The 15,801-nt window shown below is 72.9% G+C and carries 17 protein-coding genes and 1 pseudogene; 14 read left to right on the top strand and 4 right to left on the bottom strand.

Going from position 1 to position 15,801, the window contains the following annotated elements; all coding sequences use genetic code 11:
• From BHU15_RS18115 to BHU15_RS18100, 4 genes and pseudogenes are all read left to right on the top strand, one after another.
• Positions 1 to 381: pseudogene (locus BHU15_RS18115) on the top strand (NYN domain-containing protein); the annotation flags it as partial.
• A gap of 97 nt (positions 382 to 478) precedes the next feature.
• Positions 479 to 1,450 carry an ABC transporter ATP-binding protein gene (locus tag BHU15_RS18110; RefSeq protein ID WP_069628144.1) on the top strand — a complete coding sequence of 324 codons (972 nt, stop codon included), beginning with the start codon at positions 479 to 481 and terminating at the stop codon, positions 1,448 to 1,450.
• A 268-nt stretch (positions 1,451 to 1,718) separates the two neighbouring features.
• The gene (locus BHU15_RS18105; protein ID WP_069628141.1) at positions 1,719 to 2,561 is read left to right on the top strand and encodes an ABC transporter permease; all 843 of its coding nucleotides are present in this window, start codon (positions 1,719 to 1,721) and stop codon (positions 2,559 to 2,561) included.
• 34 nt (positions 2,562 to 2,595) lie between these two features.
• Positions 2,596 to 3,258: a hypothetical protein gene (locus tag BHU15_RS18100; RefSeq protein ID WP_069628140.1), complete on the top strand. Its 663-nt coding sequence runs from the start codon at positions 2,596 to 2,598 to the stop codon at positions 3,256 to 3,258.
• A gap of 54 nt (positions 3,259 to 3,312) precedes the next feature.
• On the opposite strand, the gene ybaK is transcribed toward BHU15_RS18100, so the two are convergent.
• The 4 genes from ybaK to BHU15_RS18080 form a co-directional block, all read right to left on the bottom strand.
• Positions 3,313 to 3,825, bottom strand: coding sequence for a Cys-tRNA(Pro) deacylase (gene ybaK / locus BHU15_RS18095; RefSeq protein ID WP_255293140.1), 513 nt, complete (start codon positions 3,823 to 3,825; stop codon positions 3,313 to 3,315).
• Positions 3,826 to 3,856: 31 nt separating this feature from the next.
• Positions 3,857 to 4,597, bottom strand: a complete 741-nt coding sequence (locus BHU15_RS18090) for an LON peptidase substrate-binding domain-containing protein (RefSeq protein ID WP_023542401.1) — start codon at positions 4,595 to 4,597, stop codon at positions 3,857 to 3,859.
• Positions 4,598 to 4,602: 5 nt separating this feature from the next.
• A complete protein-coding gene (locus tag BHU15_RS18085) occupies positions 4,603 to 5,679 on the bottom strand; it encodes a hypothetical protein (protein ID WP_069628139.1) in 1,077 nt (358 codons plus the stop codon).
• A 114-nt stretch (positions 5,680 to 5,793) separates the two neighbouring features.
• Positions 5,794 to 7,413, bottom strand: coding sequence for an oxidoreductase (locus BHU15_RS18080; RefSeq protein WP_069628138.1), 1,620 nt, complete (start codon positions 7,411 to 7,413; stop codon positions 5,794 to 5,796).
• A gap of 332 nt (positions 7,414 to 7,745) precedes the next feature.
• Here BHU15_RS18080 and hisD point away from each other — a divergent pair, with 332 nt between their 5' ends.
• From hisD to BHU15_RS18035, 10 genes are all read left to right on the top strand, one after another.
• Positions 7,746 to 9,095 (top strand): histidinol dehydrogenase, encoded by a 1,350-nt coding sequence (gene hisD, locus BHU15_RS18075; RefSeq protein WP_069628137.1) that lies wholly within the window; start codon positions 7,746 to 7,748, stop codon positions 9,093 to 9,095.
• Positions 9,092 to 10,201 (top strand): histidinol-phosphate transaminase, encoded by a 1,110-nt coding sequence (locus tag BHU15_RS18070; protein WP_023542405.1) that lies wholly within the window; start codon positions 9,092 to 9,094, stop codon positions 10,199 to 10,201. Before hisD ends, BHU15_RS18070 begins: the two co-directional genes overlap by 4 nt.
• Positions 10,198 to 10,791, top strand: a complete 594-nt coding sequence (gene hisB / locus BHU15_RS18065) for an imidazoleglycerol-phosphate dehydratase HisB (protein WP_023542406.1) — start codon at positions 10,198 to 10,200, stop codon at positions 10,789 to 10,791. Before BHU15_RS18070 ends, hisB begins: the two co-directional genes overlap by 4 nt.
• A 4-nt stretch (positions 10,792 to 10,795) precedes the next feature.
• A complete protein-coding gene (locus BHU15_RS40150; protein WP_023542407.1) occupies positions 10,796 to 10,963 on the top strand; it encodes a CG2302 family histidine operon protein in 168 nt (55 codons plus the stop codon).
• Complete coding sequence (hisH, locus tag BHU15_RS18060) at positions 10,960 to 11,595, top strand: imidazole glycerol phosphate synthase subunit HisH (protein ID WP_069628136.1); 636 nt, start codon at positions 10,960 to 10,962, stop codon at positions 11,593 to 11,595. Before BHU15_RS40150 ends, hisH begins: the two co-directional genes overlap by 4 nt.
• Positions 11,596 to 11,621: 26 nt before the next feature.
• Positions 11,622 to 12,347: a bifunctional 1-(5-phosphoribosyl)-5-((5-phosphoribosylamino)methylideneamino)imidazole-4-carboxamide isomerase/phosphoribosylanthranilate isomerase PriA gene (gene priA, locus BHU15_RS18055; RefSeq protein ID WP_031231932.1), complete on the top strand. Its 726-nt coding sequence runs from the start codon at positions 11,622 to 11,624 to the stop codon at positions 12,345 to 12,347.
• On the top strand, positions 12,344 to 12,790 hold the full coding sequence (locus BHU15_RS18050; RefSeq protein WP_069628135.1) for a RidA family protein: 447 nt from the start codon (positions 12,344 to 12,346) through the stop codon (positions 12,788 to 12,790). Before priA ends, BHU15_RS18050 begins: the two co-directional genes overlap by 4 nt.
• Complete coding sequence (gene hisF, locus BHU15_RS18045; protein WP_023542411.1) at positions 12,787 to 13,542, top strand: imidazole glycerol phosphate synthase subunit HisF; 756 nt, start codon at positions 12,787 to 12,789, stop codon at positions 13,540 to 13,542. The genes BHU15_RS18050 and hisF overlap by 4 nt, the downstream gene beginning before the upstream one ends.
• A 200-nt stretch (positions 13,543 to 13,742) precedes the next feature.
• Positions 13,743 to 14,669 (top strand): bis(hydroxyethyl) terephthalate hydrolase, encoded by a 927-nt coding sequence (bdeA, locus tag BHU15_RS18040; protein WP_107422876.1) that lies wholly within the window; start codon positions 13,743 to 13,745, stop codon positions 14,667 to 14,669.
• Positions 14,670 to 14,824: 155 nt separating this feature from the next.
• On the top strand, positions 14,825 to 15,801 hold a 977-nt coding region (locus tag BHU15_RS18035; RefSeq protein ID WP_141726839.1), incomplete at its 3' end, for an AAA family ATPase.

Raw genomic sequence — 15,801 nt, 5'->3', positions numbered from 1 at the left:
GCCGGCGGCCAGCTCGGCGAGTCGCCGGAGACCGCGTCGCTGCCCACCCTCGCGCAGCTCACCAGCGCCGAGCAGCGCTGGGCGGACCGCGAGGAGGACATCACGACGGTCGGCGGCGACCCCTTCGAGGTGGGGCAGGTGTTCGCCCGCCGGTGGATGGAGCGGCTGCCCGAGGCGAGCCATGTGCAGAAGCTGTCCACGATGTACCCGCGGATCCCGCACCGTATCGACGGCGAGGTGCTGAGATACGCGGCCCGCTTCGGGCTGCTGGCGCACAAGGACGACCAGATCGACGAGCACGACCGGTACGCGATCAGGGCGGGCTTCTGGCGCGAGATCGACGTGCGCGCGGCGGCGGAGACCCCGCCCACGGCGGAGTGACGGGAGAGGGGCCCGTCCCCGGGCGCCGGACCGGGCCCGAGGCCCCCGGACGAATTCCGGGCCGCCGGACCCCGTAGGCTCGACCCTTGTGAGTACGGTGTGCGCGGTACGGGAGCTGGTCAAGACGTACCCCGCCGCGCGCGGCAGGCGCGGGGCCCCGGCGACACCCGAGGTGCGCGCCAACGACGGTATCTGCCTGGACGTGCGGCGCGGTGAGATCTTCGGCCTGCTCGGTCCCAACGGTGCCGGCAAGTCCACCCTCGTACGACAGCTCACCGGGCTGATGCGGCCCGACTCCGGCAGCGTGGACGTCCTCGGCCACGATCTGGTCCGCCACCCCGAACGCGCCTCGCGCCTCATCGGCTATCTCGGCCAGGAGTCCACCGCGCTCGACGAGTTGACGGTCGGGCTGGCCGCCGAGACGACCGGGCGGCTGCGGGGGCTCGGGGTGGGGGAGGCGCGCGCGGAGCGCGACGCCGTACTCGCCGAACTCGGCCTCACGGAACTCGCGGGACGCCCCCTGAAGAAGCTCTCCGGCGGTCAGCGGCGGATGGCCTGCTTCGCGGCCACGCTGGTGGGGGAGCGGCCCGTGCTCGTCCTGGACGAGCCCACCACCGGCATGGACCCGGTCGCCAGGCGCGCCGTCTGGGCGGCGATCGACCGGCGCCGGGCCGAGAGCGGCGCGACCGTGCTGCTCGTCACCCACAACGTCATCGAGGCCGAGACGGTCCTCGACCGGGTCGCCGTGCTCGACCGGGGCAAGGTCATCGCCTGCGACACCCCGTCCGGGCTCAAGGAACAGGTCGCGGGAGAGGTACGGCTCGAACTCGTCTGGCGCGAGCGCGCCCCGCTCGACGTCCCCGAGGTCGCCGCGCTGCGCGGCTCCGCGCAGGAGTCCGGCCGCCGCTGGGTGCTGCGGCTGGCCCCCGACGAGGCGCGCGCGGCCGTCGCGGCGGTGACCGGCGGCGCCGCCTTCGCGGCGCTGGACGACTTCACACTGGCGACGCCGAGCCTGGAGGACGTCTATCTGGCGCTCGGCGGCCAGGTGCAGGGGCTGGTGAAGGCGTGACCGCGCGGCCCAGGGCTTCGAGATCTACGGCTCCGAGGCGCGCCCCGGCCGCCACCGGGGGAAGCGCCGCTCCCACCGCCGGGGCCGCCGTCCCGGACGCGCGGGGCGTGAACGCCGGCGGCGTCACCGTCCTCACCTCCGGGAACGTGCCCGCGCCTATGGGGCGTTCGGCGCGTAAACGGCGTATGGCACGCTGGTCACGGTCGGCGGCGTACCCGACGTGCCGTCCCCGCACCCGCCCGTCCGCAGCGAACAGGAGCAGCGCCAGGTGAGCATCGTGCCCGCGGAGGCCGTCGCCGGGAAGAGCCGGACAGTCACGGACACCCGTGCCGCGAGTGACGCGGCCGACGGGGCGCCGGCGCCGCTGGCTCCGCGCGCGCGGCTGCTGCCCTCGATGGCCGCCGTGTACCGCGCGCAGCTCTCGCGGGCCCGGGTCGCGCGTATCCCGCTCCTCTTCGTCGCGACCTTCCAGTCCGTCGGGATCATGATCCTGATGCGCGGCGTCGTCGACGGCGGCGCCGAGGCGCGCGCCGTGGTCGCCGGGTCGAGCGTGCTCGTCGTGGCCTTCGTGGCGCTCAATCTGCTCGCCCAGTACTTCGGGCAGCTGCGGGCGACCGGCGGGCTCGACCACTACGCGACGCTGCCCGTGCCGCCCGCCGCCGTGGTGCTGGGCGCGGCCGGGGCGTACGCCTCGTTCACCGTGCCGGGCACCGCCGTGACCGCCGTGACCGGCAGTCTGCTCTTCGACCTGCCGCTCACCCACCTCTGGGTGCTCGTCGCCGTCATCCCGCTCGCCGGCGCCGCGCTCGCCGGGCTCGGCGCGGCCCTGGGGCTTCTCGCGCCCCGCCAGGAGCTGGCCACGCTGCTCGGGCAGCTGGGCATGTCCGCCGCGCTGCTGCTCGGTGTGCTGCCCGCCGACCGGCTGCCGGGACCGATCACGTACGCCCGCGATCTGCTGCCGTCCACGTACGGCGTGGAGGCCCTGGCCCGCAGCTTCGACCGGCATCCCGACTGGCCCGCCGTCGCGCTCGATCTGGCGGTCTGCGCGGCCGTCGGCGTCGTCTCGCTGGCCGTGGCCACCTGGGCGTACCGGCGTGCGGCGGTCCGATGAGGCACGGCCGCCTCATGCCTGGCACGATGGCGGGGTGACAGCACCCCTGACGCCGCCCCACCAGCCGCCGAACGACGATCCCTGGCAGCAGCCGCAGGGCGCGGGAGCCCATGCGTACGTGCCGGAGGCGGCGTACGAGACCGACACGAGGACCGAGCTGAAGCAGGCCGCCGTCGTGACGCTCGCCGTGGCCGTCTCCGGTGTGCTGTTCGGACTGCTCTGGCTCTGGCTGTCGCCCCGGGTGCCGCTCATCGCCGGTGACTCGGCCGTCTTCCTGAAGGACACGGAGGGCGAGGAGGCCATCGGCGCGGACGGCACCTTTGTCCTGCTGGCCCTGGGGTTCGGCGCCGTCAGCGCCGCCCTGGTGTTCTGGTTCCGCAGGCACGGCGGCATCCCGCTGGTCGTGGGACTGGCGCTGGGCGGGCTGCTCGCGTCGGGGCTCGCCTGGCTGATCGGCTGGGGGCTGGGCCCGGACGACGTGGTGACGCAGGCGCGCGCGCTGGGGGAGGGCGCGACGTTCGACGCCCCCCTGAAGCTGAACGCGCGGGGCGCGCTGCTGGCGTGGCCGGTGGCGGCGATGGTCGTACACCTCGCGCTGACGGCCCTGTTCGGCCCCCGCGACCCGGACCCGGAGTGGGTGCCGTTCGGGGCGCCGTACCTGCCGGGCGACCGGGAGGACCGGAAGGACGCCTCCTAGGGCGTGTCCGCGGCGTCCCGTCCGTGCGGGCGGGCGCACTTCGCGGACCTGGGCCTAGGGCCTGGCGATCGGGGCCAGCGTCGCCGACGTCAGGGATGTCAGGTCCGACGGGGACAGCTCCACCTCCAGGCCGCGGCGGCCCGCCGAGACGCAGACCGTCGCGTGGGATTCCGCCGATGAGTCGACCACCGTGCGGAGCCGCTTGCGCTGGCCCAGGGGCGAGATGCCGCCCCGTACGTAGCCCGTGGTGCGCTCCGCCGCCGCCGGGTCCGCCATCGTCGCGCGCTTGCCGCCCACCGCGGCGGCCAGCGCCTTGAGGTCCAGCGAGCCGGAGACCGGGACGACGGCCACGGTCAGTTCGCCGTCGACGTCGGCGACCAGCGTCTTGAACACCCGGTCCGCCGAGACCCCCAGCGCCTCCGCCGCCTCCTCGCCGTACGAGGGAGCCGCCGGGTCGTGCTCGTACGCGTGCAGGGTGAACCCGGCCTTCGCCGTCGTCAGCGCGACCGTCGCCGGGGTGCCGCCCGCCGCTCTCTTCGCCTGCTTCCGCGCCTGCTTCTTCACCAAGGGATCGGTTCCTCGCGTGAGTTGAGGGGTGTCAGTTCGGGCTTGTCGGGGCCTTCGTCAGTTCCACGGCCGGCAGCGACGGCAGATGCCGGATCACCGCCGTCTCGGCCCGCAGGAGCTTCAGCTCCTCCCGCAGCCGCGCCGCGGTGTTCGGCGCCTGGAGCAGGCGCTGTTTCGCCGGGGTGTCCAGGACGGCCGCCGCGGCCACCAGGTACGAGACCACGGACGGCTCCTCGGGCAGGTCGTCGCCGGTCGACAGCGAGCGCTCGCGCGCTCCCGCCAGCCGTTTCTGGTAGCTGCGGAACGCCCGCAGGACGCCCTCGGCGAGCGCGCCCGCGCCCTCGCCCGCGTCCTCCTCGACGGCCTCGACCTCGGCGGTCAGATACGGCCCGCCGGTGTCGACGGAGAGCAGCTTGACCCGGCTGGTGCCGGTGGCCAGTACCTCGAAGCTGCCGTCCGGGCGCTCGCGGATGGTGGTCGCGTCGGCGACGCAGCCCACCTCGTGGAAGGAGTTCATCGGCTCGGCGCCGAAGCCGGCGGCCGGCCCGCGCTCCGGCAGGGACGTGGGGTCGGGCAGGCCGGACGCGGTCGGCGCGACCTCGTGCCCGTCGCGGATGGCTACCACGACGAAGCGTCGCGGTTCGGACTCGTCGGTCTTGAGCAGGTCGCGCATCATGGCGCGATACCGCTCCTCGAAGATGTTCAGGGGCATGACGAGGCCCGGGAACAACACCGCGTTCAGCGGGAAGAGAGGGAGATGTGCGGTGGTCACAACGCTCAAGCGTAATGGCCGCGCGGGCGCCCTCGGTCGGTCCGGTTCCACAAGGGCATCCCGGAGGCCACCTGGAGGCGTACACCGTCACGTGTCTCCAGGAACTGGCCCAGCGGATCGTCGGTCAGCGACGTCCACGGAAAGGACGTCGCGTACGGGCCGATCAGCCGGAACTGTTCCAGCGCCTCGTCCCACCGGTGCCGTCCGACCAGCACGTACGCCAGCAGATTGCGCACCTCCGCCGGCCAGGGGTCGCCCACCGCGTACATGGAGGAGAGCAGGACGGCCTCGTCGCAGGCCGCGTCGATCCGGTCCGTCGTGGTCGTCCGGCCCGTCGTGCCGAGCGCGCCCGTCGTGACCGTCGTCACGGGGGTGAGACCGTCGCCGCTCATCAGCTCGCTGAAGGCGGCCCGCATCGGCAGCGCCTTCACGAGCGATCCCGGCAGCGCGTCCGCGGCGGCCTGTTCGGCGAAGTCGAAGCACTCCCGGTGCGAGCCGTGCCACCGCGCGGAGAGGTACTGGAGGGCCGCCACATGGCATCCGTAGTGGTGCGAGGAGCGGCGCACCGCCTCGCCCCACAGCGTCTCGAAGGCGTCGTGGCCCGCGTGTGTGCCGCGCGCGTGGTCCAGGGCGATGCGCCACGGCACCGGGTCGCGCGGGTCGCCCTCGGCCGCCGCCGCGATCAGCGGGCCCGTCTCACGGAGCAGTTCGGCGCGGGCCGGGGACTCCCAGGCCCTGCGCACGCCGAGTTCGGCCTTGACGACCAGCGCGTCCGGATCGTGCGGCGATGCGGCGAGCCAGCGGCCCAGCCACTCGTCACGGTTGTGGGCGAAGGCGGCGAGCCGCATCACATAGCGGTCGCGGTTCTCCCACTCGGCTGATTCGCGTGTGGTCGCCAGCAGCTTCGCCGCCGGCTCGTACTCGCCGAGGGCGGCCGAGACGAGCGCGGGGGCGAGCCGGTCGTCGGGGGCGTCGAGCAGTACCGCATCGTCCGGCGGGAGCCCGTCGGCGAGCCGAGGGGTGTGCCGGAGCATGCGCGCGGTACTGATCAGTGCGCGAATCAATGACATGGTGCGGACCATTGAAAACCGCAGGTCGCAGGGGCGCCAGAGGGCATATGTGAAGCTTTGGTGGTGGGGATAAGGTTGCCTGGGAGTGGGTCAAGGGACGGCAAAGAAAGCGGGTCGGACGGAGTGTCAGCCGCGACGCAGGAGGCGTGAGGCACCCGCTGCGACAGTTGTGGCCAGGATCCAGCCGAGCAGGACGATCCCGGCCGCCAGCCACTGCCAGCCGCCCTCCGTGCGCCAGTGTCCGTCCTGGCCGAGATTGATCACCGGAATCAGCAGATCCAGCACGTACAGGGAGGGATTCCACGCCGGGTGCTCCTCGCCCTTGAGCGGCTCCGGCGCGTTCCGGGCGAAGGCGAACGTGCCGCCCGCCCACAGCATCGCCATCCACAGGGCGGCCCGGCCCGGCCGGTAGCCGTACGCCACCGTCCAGTCCTGGACGTACCCCCACAGCTTCGCCGCCAGCGTCAGCGTCTCGCGCCGCCTGCGCTGCTTGGCCAGCAGCACCTCGCGGGCGTCGGCGTCCTCGCCGCTGTTGCGCATCACCTGCGCGAGGCGCTCGTACGGCTCCGGCGAATACTCCGGGGTCGCCGAGTCCAGCCACTCCAGCCGCCGGTTGAGCGGGAAGTGACCGGACGGCACCACGTTCTCGTAGGCGAAGCCGCCCATCGCCAGACCGCCCGGGCCCGGCCAGCTCGTGGACAGGTCCATCAGCGTCGTGATCTTGGCGCCGTTCAGCACGACCCGGCCCTCCAGCGGGCGCTCGCACTGGAAGCGCAGCTCCGTCGCGGTGATCCGGCGCAGCGACAGCTCCTCGCCGGCCGCCATCAGGAAGCGCGCCTGGTGGAAGTCGACCGTGTCGCCCACCCGCCCGTCGTCGAGGCGGACCCCGCCGTAGCACTCGAAGCGCCGGATCTCGGTGCCCGGCGGCAGCGCCGCGGGGCCGGCCGTGGCGCCCGTGTAGACCGTGCCGTAGGGCGGCGTGGAGTTCGCGTTGCCCGTCGCGATGCTCACCACGGCGCCCGTCATGTAGAGCGAGCGCTCCACGGTCAGCTGCGGCGCGTTGAGCGCGCGGCGCTGGCCCGCCGCGCGCAGCCGGCTGCCGCGCAGCATCAGCGAGCCCCCGACCGTCGAGCCGCGCAGGCTGAACTCGCCGTGCGTCTCGATCTGTTCGGCCTGCAAGTCCTGTCCCACCGACATCCCGTCGGCGGCGATCGACTTGCAGTTGCTGTCCGGCCGGACGGATATCTGGCTGATCAGCAGGTCCGTGCCGATGTGCGCGTCGGTCAGCCGGATACCGCGCGCGACCTGGCAGCGCGGCAGATGCAGATCGCCCTCGGTGCGCAGCCGGGCGGCCTCCAGCCGGGGGATCACACAGCCCACCAGCCGCAGGGTGGTGAAGTGGCACTCCGGCAGCACCACTTCGCGCTCGAAGCGGCAGAACGTCAGCTCGACATAGGGCTCGACGTTGCCGCCCGCGAGATCCAGCGACCCGCTGATGTACGCCCCGCGCAGCTTGAGGGCGGCGACCCGGCCGGGCCGCGCCGAGGGGCCGCTGAGCAGCAGCAGGGCGACCACCCGGGCGCGCACGCTGCGGTGCTCGCCCCAGGGGCCCGCCGCCGCCGGGTCGTTGAGCAGTGGACTCGGCACGCTCAGGTCGTAGGTGCTGCCGTTCCGGAATGCCTGCCACATGCCGAGTTCTGTGGCCGAGAGCCAGTCCGGAGCTTCGTCGTTCTGCGGCTCGGACACTGCCGCGCCTCGCTTCCCCGTGTGCCGTTCCCCGTGTGCCGTGCCTGTCGTCGTACCTGTCGTCGTGCCCGTGGTCGTACCTGTGGTCGTGCCCTGGTCGTCGTGCGCCGTCAGATTTCGGACGGTGTCTCTGCGTGTCCGTCCCCGTGTGACTCCCGTGCAGCCGTCGCCGGGCGGGACTGCTGGTGTGGGGTCGTACGAATGTTCTTCCCTCTGAGTGACCAAATGAACGCCGATCGTCAACGTTAGTAGCCGTGAGTGACATCCAGGGCTCATATCAGCCAGTGATACGGGCGACCGCCGCCGATATCCGGTCTGCGAGAATTGACCGCGTGATCTCACGAATCGATCTGCGCGGCACCGCCCTCCCCGAGGGCGGCGCGCTGCGCGGCCTCCTGCCCCGTGCCGAGTTCGACGTCGAAGCCGCCCTCTCGAAGGTCCGGCCCATCTGCGAGGACGTACGCCATCGCGGCACGGCGGCGCTGATCGAGTACGCGGAGCGCTTCGACGGCGTACGGCAGGAGCGCGTACGGGTCCCCGCCGATGCCCTCGCGCGCGCCCTGGCGGAGCTGGACCCCGCCCTGCGCGCCGGGCTGGAGGAGTCGGTCAGGCGGGCCCGTATCGTGCACCGCGCCCAGCGGCGCTCCGAGCACACCACGCAGGTCGTGCCCGGCGGCACGGTCACCGAGAAGTGGGTGCCGGTCGGCCGCGTCGGGCTGTACGCGCCCGGCGGGCGTGCCGTCTACCCGTCGTCCGTGATCATGAACGTAGTCCCGGCGCAGGAAGCGGGCGTCGGCTCGATCGCGCTCGCCTCACCTCCCCAGAAGGAGTTCGACGGCCTGCCGCACCCGACGATCCTCGCCGCCTGCGCGCTGCTGGGCGTCGACGAGGTGTACGCGGTCGGCGGCGCCCAGGCCGTCGCGATGTTCGCGTACGGCACGACCGGCCCCGACGGCTGCCCGCCCGCCGACATGGTCACCGGCCCCGGCAACATCTGGGTCACCGCCGCCAAGCGCTACTTCGCGGGCCGTATCGGCATCGACACCGAGGCCGGCCCCACCGAGATCGCCGTCCTCGCCGACGCGACCGCCGACCCGGCGCACGTCGCCGCCGACCTGATCAGCCAGGCCGAGCACGACCCGCTCGCCGCCGCCGTGCTGGTCACCGACTCCGTCGAACTGGCCGACGCCGTCGAGAAGGAACTGGTGCCGCAGACCGCCGCCACCAAGCACGTCGAGGAGCGCATCGCGCCCGCCCTCGCGGGCAAGCAGTCCGCGATCGTGCTGGTCGACGGCGTGGAGGAGGGCCTGCGGGTCGTCGACGCGTACGGCGCCGAGCACCTGGAGGTGCAGACCGCCGACGCCGCGGCCGTCGCCGCCCGGGTCCGCAACGCGGGCGCCATCTTCGTGGGGCCGTACGCGCCGGTCTCGCTCGGCGACTACTGCGCCGGCTCCAACCACGTCCTGCCGACCGGCGGTTGCGCCTGCCACTCCTCCGGCCTGTCCGTCCAGTCCTTCCTGCGCGGCATCCACATCGTCGACTACACGCGCGACGCGCTCGCCGATGTCGCGCACCACGTCGTGACGCTCGCCGAGGCCGAGGACCTGCCCGCGCACGGCGCCGCCGTCAAGGCGCGTTTCGGCTGGAAAGTGCCGTCCGCGGGGGAGGTGCCCGGCGCGTGACCGGCATCGACGACCTCCCCGTACGGGACGAACTGCGCGGCAAGTCCCCCTACGGGGCGCCCCAGTTGGACGTCCCCGTCCACCTCAACACCAACGAGAACCCGTACCCGCTGCCCGAAGCGCTCGTCGAGCGGATCACCGAGCGGGTCCGCGAGGCCGCGCGCGGCCTCAACCGCTACCCCGACCGGGACGCGGTGGAACTGCGCACGGAGCTGGCCGCGTACCTGCGCCGCACCGCGGGCGACCTCCCGCTGACCGCCGCCAACGTGTGGGCGGCCAACGGCTCCAACGAGGTCATCCAGCAGCTCCTGCAGACCTTCGGCGGCCCCGGCCGCACCGCGATCGGCTTCGAACCCTCGTACTCGATGCACCACCTCATCGCGCGCGGCACCAGCACCGGCTGGCTCTCCGGCCCCCGCAACGAGGACTTCACCATCGACGTCGAGGCCGCCGAGCGGGCCGTCACCGAGCACCGCCCCGACGTCGTCTTCATCACCACCCCCAACAACCCCACCGGCAGCGCCGTCGACGCCGCGACCGTCGTGCGGCTGTACGACGCCGCGCAGGCCGCCAGGCCCTCGTTGGTCGTCGTCGACGAGGCGTACGTCGAGTTCAGCCACCACCCCACGCTGCTGCCGCTGCTCGCCGGCCGGCCGAACCTCGTCGTGTCCCGCACCATGTCCAAGGCCTTCGGCGCCGCCGGACTGCGCCTCGGCTATCTCGCCGCCGACCCCGCCGTGGTCGACGCGGTGCAGCTGGTACGCCTGCCGTACCACCTCTCCGCCGTCACCCAGGCCACCGCGCTCGCCGCCCTGGAGCACACCGATACGCTGCTCGGATATGTCGATCAGCTCAAGGCCGAGCGGGACCGGCTGGTCACCGAACTGCGGGCGATGGGCTTCGAGGTCACCGAATCGGACGCCAACTTCGTCCAGTTCGGCCGCTTCGACGACGCGCACGAGGCGTGGCGGACGATCCTCGACCAGGGCGTACTCGTACGCGACAACGGCGTCCCGGGCCGGCTGAGGGTCACGGCGGGCACCCCGTCCGAGAACGACGCGTTCCTCGACGCGGTACGTACATTGACGAAGGAGCAGAGCGCATGAGCCGTATCGGCCGCGTGGAACGAACGACCAAGGAGACCTCGGTCGTCGTCGAGCTTGACCTCGACGGCACGGGCAAGGTCGAGGTGTCGACAGGCGTCGGCTTCTACGACCACATGCTCGACCAGCTCGGCAGGCACGGGCTGTTCGACCTGACGGTCAAGACCGAGGGCGATCTGCACATCGACTCGCACCACACCATCGAGGACACCGCCCTCGCGCTGGGCGCCGCCTTCAAGCAGGCGCTCGGCGACAAGGTCGGCATCTACCGCTTCGGCAACTGCACCGTCCCGCTGGACGAATCACTCGCCCAGGTCACCGTCGACCTCTCCGGCCGCCCGTACCTGGTGCACACCGAGCCCGCGAACATGGCGCCGATGATCGGCGGTTACGACACGACGATGACCCGGCACATCCTGGAGTCGTTCGTCGCCCAGGCACAGATCGCGCTGCACGTCCACGTCCCGTACGGGCGCAACGCGCACCACATCGTCGAGTGCCAGTTCAAGGCCCTCGCCCGCGCGCTGCGGTACGCGAGCGAACGCGACCCCCGCGCCGTCGGCATCCTCCCGTCCACGAAGGGCGCGTTGTAATTCCATGACCGGTCTCAACACCATCCTGATCGTCCTCGGCCTGTTCCTGGCCGGCGGCGTCTACTCCTTCGCCAAACAGAAACAGCCCACGGGCGTCATCGTCCTGCTCGGCATCTGCTCCGCGCTCTGCCTCGTCGCCGGCATCCTCCGTATCCAGGGACTGTGGGAATGACCAAGAACGTCGTCGTCCTCGACTACGGCTTCGGCAACGTCCGTTCGGCCGAGCGCGCCGTGGCCCGCGCCGGGGCCGAGGTCGAGATCACCCGTGACTTCGACAGGGCCATGAACGCCGACGGGCTGATCGTGCCCGGCGTCGGCGCCTTCTCCGCCTGCATGGAAGGGCTCCGCGCGGCGCGCGGCGACTGGATCGTGGACCGCCGCCTCGCGGGCGGACGTCCCGTCCTGGGCATCTGCGTCGGCATGCAGATCCTCTTCGAGCGCGGCATCGAGCACGGCGTGGAGACCGACGGTCTCGACGAGTGGCCGGGCACCGTCGGGCCGCTCACCGCCCCGACCGTCCCCCACATGGGCTGGAACACCGTCGAGGCACCCGAGGACAGCGTGCTCTTCGCCGGACTCGACGCCGGGGAGCGCTACTACTTCGTGCACTCCTACGCCGTCCACGACTGGTCCCTCCAAGTCACCAACCCCAAGATCCGCGCCCCGAAGGTCACCTGGTCCCGGCACGGCGAGCCGTTCGTGGCCGCCGTGGAGAACGGTGCACTGTGGGCCACGCAGTTCCACCCCGAGAAGTCCGGCGACGCCGGAGCCCAGCTGTTGTCCAACTGGATCGGAACCTTCTGATGTCCGGCACACCCACCGTTCCCTCCGTGACGAGGCTCGAACTCCTCCCCGCCGTCGACGTACGCGACGGCCAGGCCGTACGGCTCGTCCACGGCGAGTCCGGCTCCGAGACCTCCTACGGCTCACCGCTCGAAGCCGCCCTCGCCTGGCAGCGCGCGGGCGCCGAGTGGCTGCATCTCGTGGACCTCGACGCGGCGTTCGGCACCGGCGACAACCGGGACCTCGTCGCCGGGATCACCGACGCCATGGACATCAAGGTCGAACTGTCCGGCGGCATCCGCGACGACGCCTCGCTCGCCGCCGCCCTCGCCACCGGCTGCACACGCGTCAACCTCGGTACGGCGGCGCTGGAGACCCCCGAGTGGGCGGCCAAGGCCATCGCCGAGCACGGCGACAAGATCGCGATCGGCCTCGACGTACGCGGTACGACGCTGCGCGGGCGCGGCTGGACCAGCGAGGGCGGCGACCTCTGGGAGACGCTGGCCCGCCTCGACGCGGAGGGCTGCGCGCGGTACGTCGTCACCGACATCGCCAAGGACGGCACACTCCAGGGGCCCAACCTGGACCTCCTGAAGAGCGTGTGCGCCGCCACCGACCGGCCGGTGGTCGCCTCCGGCGGCGTGTCCTCGCTCGCCGACCTGCGCGCGATCGCCACGCTGGTGCCCGAGGGCGTCGAGGGCGCGATCATCGGCAAGGCCCTGTACGCGAAGGCGTTCACCCTGGAAGAGGCGCTCGTGGAGGTGTCCCGATGAGCGAGAACCACCCGGTCGGCGCGGAGGCGTCCGACGGCGTACGCCGGATCTCCTCCGGCGGCCCCTGGGAGGACGCCTACGGCTACTCCCGCGCCGTCCAGCTGCCGGGCGGCCTCGTACTCGTCTCCGGCTGCACGTCGGTCGTCGACGGGCGCATCGCCGAGGGCGGCCCGTACGAACAGGCCGTCACCGCCTTCGGCGTCGGCATCAAGGCACTCGGCGACCTCGGCCTCGGCGCCGCGGACGTCGTACGCACCCGGATGTATGTCACGCACGCCGGTGACGCGGACGACGTCGGGCGCGCCCACAAGGAGCTGTTCGGCGCCGTACGGCCCGCCGCCTCGATGGTCGTCGTCGCCGGTCTCATCGACCCGAGCCTGGTGGTCGAGATCGAGCTGGAGGCCTTCCGCGCCCCCTCCGGAGTCCCGGGAGACCCGGCATGAGCCTCGCCGTACGTGTCATCCCCTGCCTGGACGTGGACAACGGCCGCGTCGTCAAGGGCGTCAACTTCCAGAATCTGCGCGACGCCGGTGACCCCGTCGAGATGGCCAGACTGTACGACGCCGAGGGCGCCGACGAGCTGACCTTCCTCGACATCACCGCCTCGTCGGGCGACCGCGAGACGACGTACGACGTGGTGCGCCGCACCGCCGAGCAGGTCTTCATCCCGCTCACGGTCGGCGGCGGCGTCCGTACCCCCGAGGACGTCGACAAGCTGCTGCGGGCGGGCGCCGACAAGGTCGGCGTCAACACGGCGGCCATCGAACGTCCCGACCTCATCCGGGAGATCGCCGAACGCTTCGGGCGCCAGGTGCTCGTCCTGTCGGTAGACGCCCGCCGTACGCCGGACGGCACCTTCGAGGTCACCACGCACGGCGGGCGCCGGGGCACCGGCATCGACGCCGTGGAGTGGGCGCACCGCGCGGCCGAACTGGGCGCCGGGGAGATCCTGCTCAACTCGATGGACGCGGACGGAACCAAGGACGGCTACGACACGGAGATGATCGCGGCCGTACGCGCGCACGTCACCGTCCCGGTCATCGCCTCGGGCGGCGCGGGCGGCCTCGCGCACTTCCCGCCGGCCGTCGAAGCGGGCGCGGACGCCGTACTCGCCGCCTCCGTCTTCCACTTCGGCGATCTGCGCATCTCCCAGGTGAAGAAGGCGCTGCGGGAGGCGGGTCACCCGGTGCGCTGATCCTTCCCGCGCACAGGGACGCCGTCCCTGCGCGCGCGGGCCAACACCGGTGAACTCGCCGATGCGCGAGGGGGGTTGGCGGCAGGAACATGGTTTCCGCCAGCCAGTACGGCGGTCGTCGGCCGGCGGGAACAGTGGCCCAGGACGACGGGCCCGGTCCCCGCGCCGGGCGCGCCGCCTCCATCGAGAGGACCCCCCTCGTGCAGCAACTCTCCACCGGCGACAGCTCCGCGGACCGCAGCCGCGTACACCCCCGTCCGCGCTTCTGGAGCCTCGCCCTGACCGCCGGCGCCGCGACCGCCGCCCTGTTCGGCGGGCTCGTCCCCGGAGCCCAGGCAGCCGCCGCCAACCCCTACGAGCGCGGCCCCGACCCGACCAACTCCAGCGTCGAGGCGGCACGCGGCTCGTACGCCGTCTCGCAGACCAGCGTCTCCTCGCTCGGCGTCAGCGGCTTCGGCGGCGGCACCATCTACTACCCGACGTCCACGGCGGACGGCACGTTCGGCGCGGTGGCGGTCGCCCCCGGCTTCACCGCCACGCAGTCCAGCATGGCCTGGCTCGGTCCCCGCCTCGCCTCGCAGGGCTTCGTCGTCTTCACCATCGACACGCTCACCACGCTCGACCAGCCCGACAGCCGGGGCCGTCAACTCCTCGCCGCGCTCGACTACCTGACACAGCGCAGCACGGTCCGCGGCCGGATCGACTCGGCGCGGCTCGGCGTCATGGGCCACTCGATGGGCGGCGGCGGCACCCTGGAGGCCGCCAAGAGCCGTACCTCGCTGAAGGCCGCGATCCCGCTGACCGGCTGGAACACCGACAAGTCCTGGCCCGAACTGCGCACCCCCACCCTGGTCGTCGGCGCCGACGGCGACACCGTCGCCCCCGTCGCCACGCACTCGGAGCCGTTCTACGAGTCGCTGCCCGGCTCGCTCGACAAGGCGTATCTGGAACTCAACGGCGCCAGTCACTTCACACCGAACTCGTCCAACACCACGATCGGCAAGTACAGCCTCTCGTGGCTCAAGCGCTTCATCGACGACGACACCCGCTACGAGCAGTTCCTCTGCCCGCTGCCCCGGCCGAGCCTCACCATCGAGGAGTACCGGGGGAGTTGCCCGCTCGGCTGACGCCACCGCCCCGTACGTGATCGAGGCCCCCGCACTGTGCCCGCGCACAGTGCGGGGGCCCGCCCGCTGGGTCGCCGCCCAGCACCGGGGGGCCCGCGCGGCGGCCGTCGACGCGAGCCTTCCGGGCTTGTTTACGCGGCGGTAACGTGCCGGACGTGACCCCATCGACGACCGTTCGCAGTCCGCTCCGGCTGTACGGCCGCAGCGGTGAACTCACCATCCTGGCAAAGCTGCTGACCCGGCTGCGGGCAGGCAGCGGCGGCGCCCTCGTCCTGACCGGGGCGCCGGGGCTCGGCCGCACCGCGCTCCTGCGCCACGCCATGGACGGCGCGGGCACGGAGCCGGTCCTGCTGCACACGACCGCCGCACCCGCCGAACGCCTGCTGCCCCACAGCGGGTTGCACGCCCTCCTGCGCTCGGCGCCGTCCCCGACGCCCCCGCCCACCGGCACCGCCGGGCTGCCGGCCCTCCTGGCGACCATCGGCGCGCCGCGCCCCCTGCTGCTCTGCGTGGACGACGCGCACGCCTGGGACGGCGCGTCCAGAGCCGCGCTCGTCCACGCGATCCGCCGCCCGGCCCCCGGCCGCGCGGTCGCCGTACTGCTCACGGCCGCCGAACAGCACGACGGGGCACGGGACCTCGCGGGAGACTTCACCGCGCTGCCCGCGCTCCGCCTCGGACCGCTCGACCGGTCCGCGTCCCACGAACTGCTCGACCGGCTGACCGGCGGCCGGGCCGATCCCGGCGTACGGGAGGAACTCCTGCGCGAGGCCGCGGGCAACCCCCGGCTGCTCACCGCGCTCACCGCCCGGCTGACCGAGGACCAACTCGCGGGCCGCAGCGGGCTGCCGCACCCCCTGAGTGGCGGCGAGAGCCTGCTGGACGCCTACGCCGCGCACGTCGATGCCCTGCCCGACGACACCCGCCTCCTGCTGCTGTTCGCGGCGGCGGCCGAGGAACACGAACCCGAAGGCGCCGGCGCCGACGCGGCCGTCCTGCTGCGGGCCGGAGGACTCGCCGGGGTCGACCCCGGCCGGCTCGGACCGGCCGAGGCGCTGGGCGCGGTACGGATCGACGGCGAACGCGTCCACTTCACCCAACCGCTGCTGCGCCGGGCCCTGTTGCGCGGCGC

The organism is Streptomyces niveus, from assembly GCF_001723055.1.
In the GTDB taxonomy this organism is placed as follows: domain Bacteria; phylum Actinomycetota; class Actinomycetes; order Streptomycetales; family Streptomycetaceae; genus Streptomyces; species Streptomyces niveus.
The sequence above is the reverse complement of the archived record's forward strand: the minus strand, read 5'-3'. Positions and strand labels throughout refer to the sequence as shown.